The 3,698-nt window shown below is 72.8% G+C and carries 4 protein-coding genes; 1 reads left to right on the top strand and 3 read right to left on the bottom strand.

The features are described 5' to 3' along the window. Positions 1 to 114: 114 nt before the first annotated feature. Both AC30N0_RS04685 and recQ read right to left on the bottom strand, forming a co-directional pair. Positions 115 to 756: a sigma-70 family RNA polymerase sigma factor gene (locus tag AC30N0_RS04685; RefSeq protein ID WP_489516769.1), complete on the bottom strand. Its 642-nt coding sequence runs from the start codon at positions 754 to 756 to the stop codon at positions 115 to 117. Positions 757 to 817: 61 nt separating this feature from the next. Continuing rightward, a complete protein-coding gene (recQ, locus tag AC30N0_RS04680; RefSeq protein WP_489516768.1) occupies positions 818 to 2,743 on the bottom strand; it encodes a DNA helicase RecQ in 1,926 nt (641 codons plus the stop codon). A 144-nt stretch (positions 2,744 to 2,887) separates the two neighbouring features. Between recQ and ssb the strand changes: the two genes are divergently transcribed. Further along, the gene (ssb, locus tag AC30N0_RS04675; protein ID WP_489516767.1) at positions 2,888 to 3,370 is read left to right on the top strand and encodes a single-stranded DNA-binding protein; all 483 of its coding nucleotides are present in this window, start codon (positions 2,888 to 2,890) and stop codon (positions 3,368 to 3,370) included. A gap of 18 nt (positions 3,371 to 3,388) precedes the next feature. On the opposite strand, the gene AC30N0_RS04670 is transcribed toward ssb, so the two are convergent. Beyond that, positions 3,389 to 3,698 (bottom strand): c-type cytochrome (locus AC30N0_RS04670; RefSeq protein WP_489516766.1); only part of this gene is annotated, 310 nt, incomplete at its 5' end.

Below are 3,698 nucleotides of genomic sequence, written 5' to 3'. Positions count from 1 at the left end.
CGTGGCGCAGCGCCTCGCGCAGCCAGGCGTCGCGCTCGGCGTCGGCGTCGGCGCGTGCACCGGCGTCATCGCCGGGTTCGCCCGGACCGGCCGGCCGGTCGCGATCGCGCGGGCTCATCGCGCCGGCCCCCGGACCGGGTCGAGGTAGGCGCCCATGCACGTGCGCAGCTTGCTCATCGCGTAGCGGAGCCGTGTCTTCGCCGTCTCGAAGCCGACCTCGAGCGTGCGCGCGACCTCGTCGAGGGCCAGGCCGTCGTCGTGGTGGAGGAGGAAGGCGCTGCGCTGCGGCAGGGGCAGCTGCTCGAGGCAGTCGAGCAGCTTTTCGCCGGCGCGGCGCCAGAAGGCGAGCTCGTCGCCCTGCGGCGCGGCTGCGGCGGGCGCGGGCCAGTGCTGCCAGGCTGAAGCCGAGGAAGCCTCGGGCTGCCACGGCTCGTCGCCCTCGCCCTCGAAGGCGTCGAGCGAGACCTCGCGGCCGCTGCGCCGCAGCAGGTCGATGACGCGGTGATGGGCCAGCGTGAACAGCCAGGTGCGGAAGGTCGCGCCCTGCGGCTGCCAGCGCTCGCGCGCGTGCACGACGCGCAGCCACGTGTCCTGGAAGACCTCGTCGGTCTGCGCCGACAGGGCCGTGCCGAGCAGGCGGCGCACAAAGCGGTAGAGCGCCGCCTGGTGCCGGCCGTAGAGCTGCTCGAACGCCGCCGCGTCGCCCCGGGCGTAGGCGGTCATCAGGGCGTCGTCGGTTGGCTCGGGAACGGCCATGGCGGTTGTGCGGCTGCCTCCATGAAAGGTATACGGCGCAGCGGCGCCGCCGGGGTGAACGTCAGCGGCTGCCGAGGACGCGCAGGATCTCCTCGCCATAGGCCTCGAGCTTGCGCGTGCCGACGCCGCCGACTTCGGCCAGCGCGTCCAGCGAGTCGGGGCAGCGCTCGGCCATCTCGGCGAGGGCCGCGTCGTGGAAGACGACGTAGGCGGGCAGGTTGTGAGCCTTCGCGATCTCGGCGCGCCAGAGCTTGAGGGCGGCGAAGCGCTCGAGCCCAGCGGCGTCGAGGGCGCGCGGCGGTGGCTTGCCCGCCCCGCTTCCGGCTTTCGCGGCGCGGCCGCCGCGGCCGCGCGCCGAACGGCCCTCTGCCGGGGCGGCCTCGCGCAGCAGCAGGGCGACCTCGGCGCGCAGCACCTGGCGTGAGGTCTCGGTCAGGGCCAGGGTGTTGTACTCGCCGTCGCTGCGCAGGTGGCCGAGTGCGATCAGCTGGCGCAGCACGGCGCGCCACTGCGATTCCGGGATCGCCGCGCCGACGCCGAAGGTGCTGAGCCCTGCGTGCCCGAACTGCGCGACCTTCTCGGTCGCCTTGCCGCGCAGGACGTCGATGAGGTGCACGGCGCCGAAGCGCTGGCCGCCCTGCTGCTGGAAGCGGTAGACGCCGGAGAGCGCCATCCGCGCCGCCTCGGTCGCGTCCCACGTCGCCGGCGGGGCGCGGCAGTTGTCGCAGGCGTTCTGCAGCGATCCGCACGGCACGCTCGGCTCCCCGAAGTAGGTGAGCAGGCGCACGCGCCGGCACTCGTGCGTCTCGGCCAGGGCCAGCAGGGCGTCGAGCTTGCTGCGCTGGTTGCGCTTGAACTCCTCGCCCGCCGGGCTGTCGTCGATCATGCGCCGTTGGTTGACCACGTCGGCGAGGCCGTACGCCATCCAGGCGTTCGCCGGCAGCCCGTCGCGGCCGGCCCGGCCCGTCTCCTGGTAATAGCCTTCGATGTTCTTCGGCAGGTCGAGGTGGGCGACGAAGCGGACGTCCGGCTTGTCGATGCCCATGCCGAAGGCGATGGTCGCGACCATGACGATGCCTTCCTCGCGCAGGAAGCGGTTCTGGTGGCGCTGGCGCACCGGTGCGTCGAGGCCGGCGTGGTACGGCAGGGCGGTCAGGCCTTCGCCGCTCAGCCATGCGGCGGTCTCGTCGACGCGCTTCCTCGACTGGCAGTAGACGATGCCGGCGTCGCCCTCGTGCTCGTCGCGGATGAAGCGCAGCAGCTGCGTGCGGGCGTCGCCCTTCTCGACCACCGCGTAGCGGATGTTCGGCCGGTCGAAGCTGCTGATGAAGACGCGGGCGCTGCCGAGGTCGAGCCGCTCGAGGATGTCGGCCCGGGTCAGGGTGTCGGCGGTCGCGGTCAGGGCCACGCGCGGCACGTCGGGGAAGCGCTCGTGCAGCACCGACAGGCGCAGGTAGTCCTCGCGGAAATCGTGCCCCCACTGGCTGACGCAGTGCGCCTCGTCGATCGCGAACAGCGACAGCAGGCCGCGCTCGTGCAGCGAGTCGAGCTGCGCCAGCATGCGCGGCGTGGCGATGCGCTCCGGCGCGGCGTAGAGCAGGACCAAGCGCCCGGCCATCATCTCGCGCTCGATGCGTGCGGCGTCGGCGCCGTCGAGCGTCGAGTTGAGGAAGGCGGCGTGAACGCCGGCCTCCTCGAGGGCGCCGACCTGGTCCTGCATCAGCGCGATCAGCGGGCTGACGACGACCGTCACGCCGTGGCCGCCGCGGTGCCTGACGATCGCCGGCACCTGGAAGCAGAGGCTCTTGCCGGCGCCGGTCGGCATCAGGACCAGGGCATCGCCGCCGCCGGCGACGTGCTCGACGACGTCGGCCTGGATGCCGCGGAAGGTCTCGTATCCGAAGACCTCGGCGAGGACGGCGCGCGGGGTGTCGGGGGCGGCGGGGAAGTCGGCCGGAAAGGCCGCCGGGGCGGTGCGTGCGTTCAAGCCGAAGATGCTACGCGCTCCCCTCGCGCCGGACCGCCGCCTCCGGGGGGCGCCGGACGGGCGAACCCCGATGCGGGACGCGCCGGCCGGCAAAGGCCGCCGATAATCGCGGCAACCCCCACGAACAGCGATAGGAGCCGCGCCATGGCGTCAGTCAACAAGGTCATCATCGTCGGCAACCTCGGCCGCGACCCGGAGGTCCGCTACAACCCGAACGGCGTCGCCTGGTGCACGGTGAGCATCGCCACCTCGCGCAACTGGAAGGACAAGACCTCGGGCGAGAAGGTCGAGGAGACCGAGTGGCACCGCGTCGTCTTCAACGACAAGCTGGCCGAGATCGCCGGCGAGTACCTCAAGAAGGGCCGCTCGGTGTACGTCGAAGGCCGCCTGAAGACGCGCAAGTGGACCGACAAGGACGGCGCCGAGAAGTACTCGACCGAGATCATCGCCAACGAGATGCAGATGCTCGGCGGCCGCGAAGGCATGGGCGGCGGCGGCGGTGAAGAAGGTGGCGGCGGCTACGAACGCTCGGCGCCGGCGGCGCGCCCGGCGGCGGCGGCCGCCAACCGCCCGGCGGCGAAGTCCACCTCGGGCTTCAGCGACATGGACGACGACATCCCGTTCTGACCGTCACGCGGCGACGCTTCAGCGCGCGTTCGAGCTGCGATAGCGGCCCACCTCCAGGGTCGTGACCGTCGGCGCCCGGTTGCCCCAGGACGCGCGCAGGTAGGTCAGTAGCTCGGCGACGTCGGCGTCGCTCAGCACGGTCGCGAACGGCGGCATGCCGAAGGGCCTTGGGTTGCCCGGCGTCGAGGGCGGGTAGCCGCCGCGCAGGACGATGTGGACCAGGTTCGCCGAGGGCGTCATCAGCACGGCGCGGTTGCCGGCCAGCGGCGGGTAGGCGCGAGCCACGCCTTCGCCGCGCTCGCCGTGGCAGGCGGTGCAGTGGTCGGCG

Origin of the sequence: Rhizobacter sp. (assembly GCF_031412495.1) — a bacterium.
GTDB lineage: Bacteria > Pseudomonadota > Gammaproteobacteria > Burkholderiales > Burkholderiaceae_C > Schlegelella_A.
This window is presented reverse-complemented; position numbering and strand designations above follow the sequence as displayed.

What these genes read in the sequence shown, in the direction of transcription:
- AC30N0_RS04685 (WP_489516769.1), bottom strand. Translation starts at nt 756, where the DNA reads ATGGCCGTTCCCGAGCCAACCGACGACGCCCTGATGACCGCCTACGCC.
- ssb (WP_489516767.1), top strand. Translation starts at nt 2,888, where the DNA reads ATGGCGTCAGTCAACAAGGTCATCATCGTCGGCAACCTCGGCCGCGAC.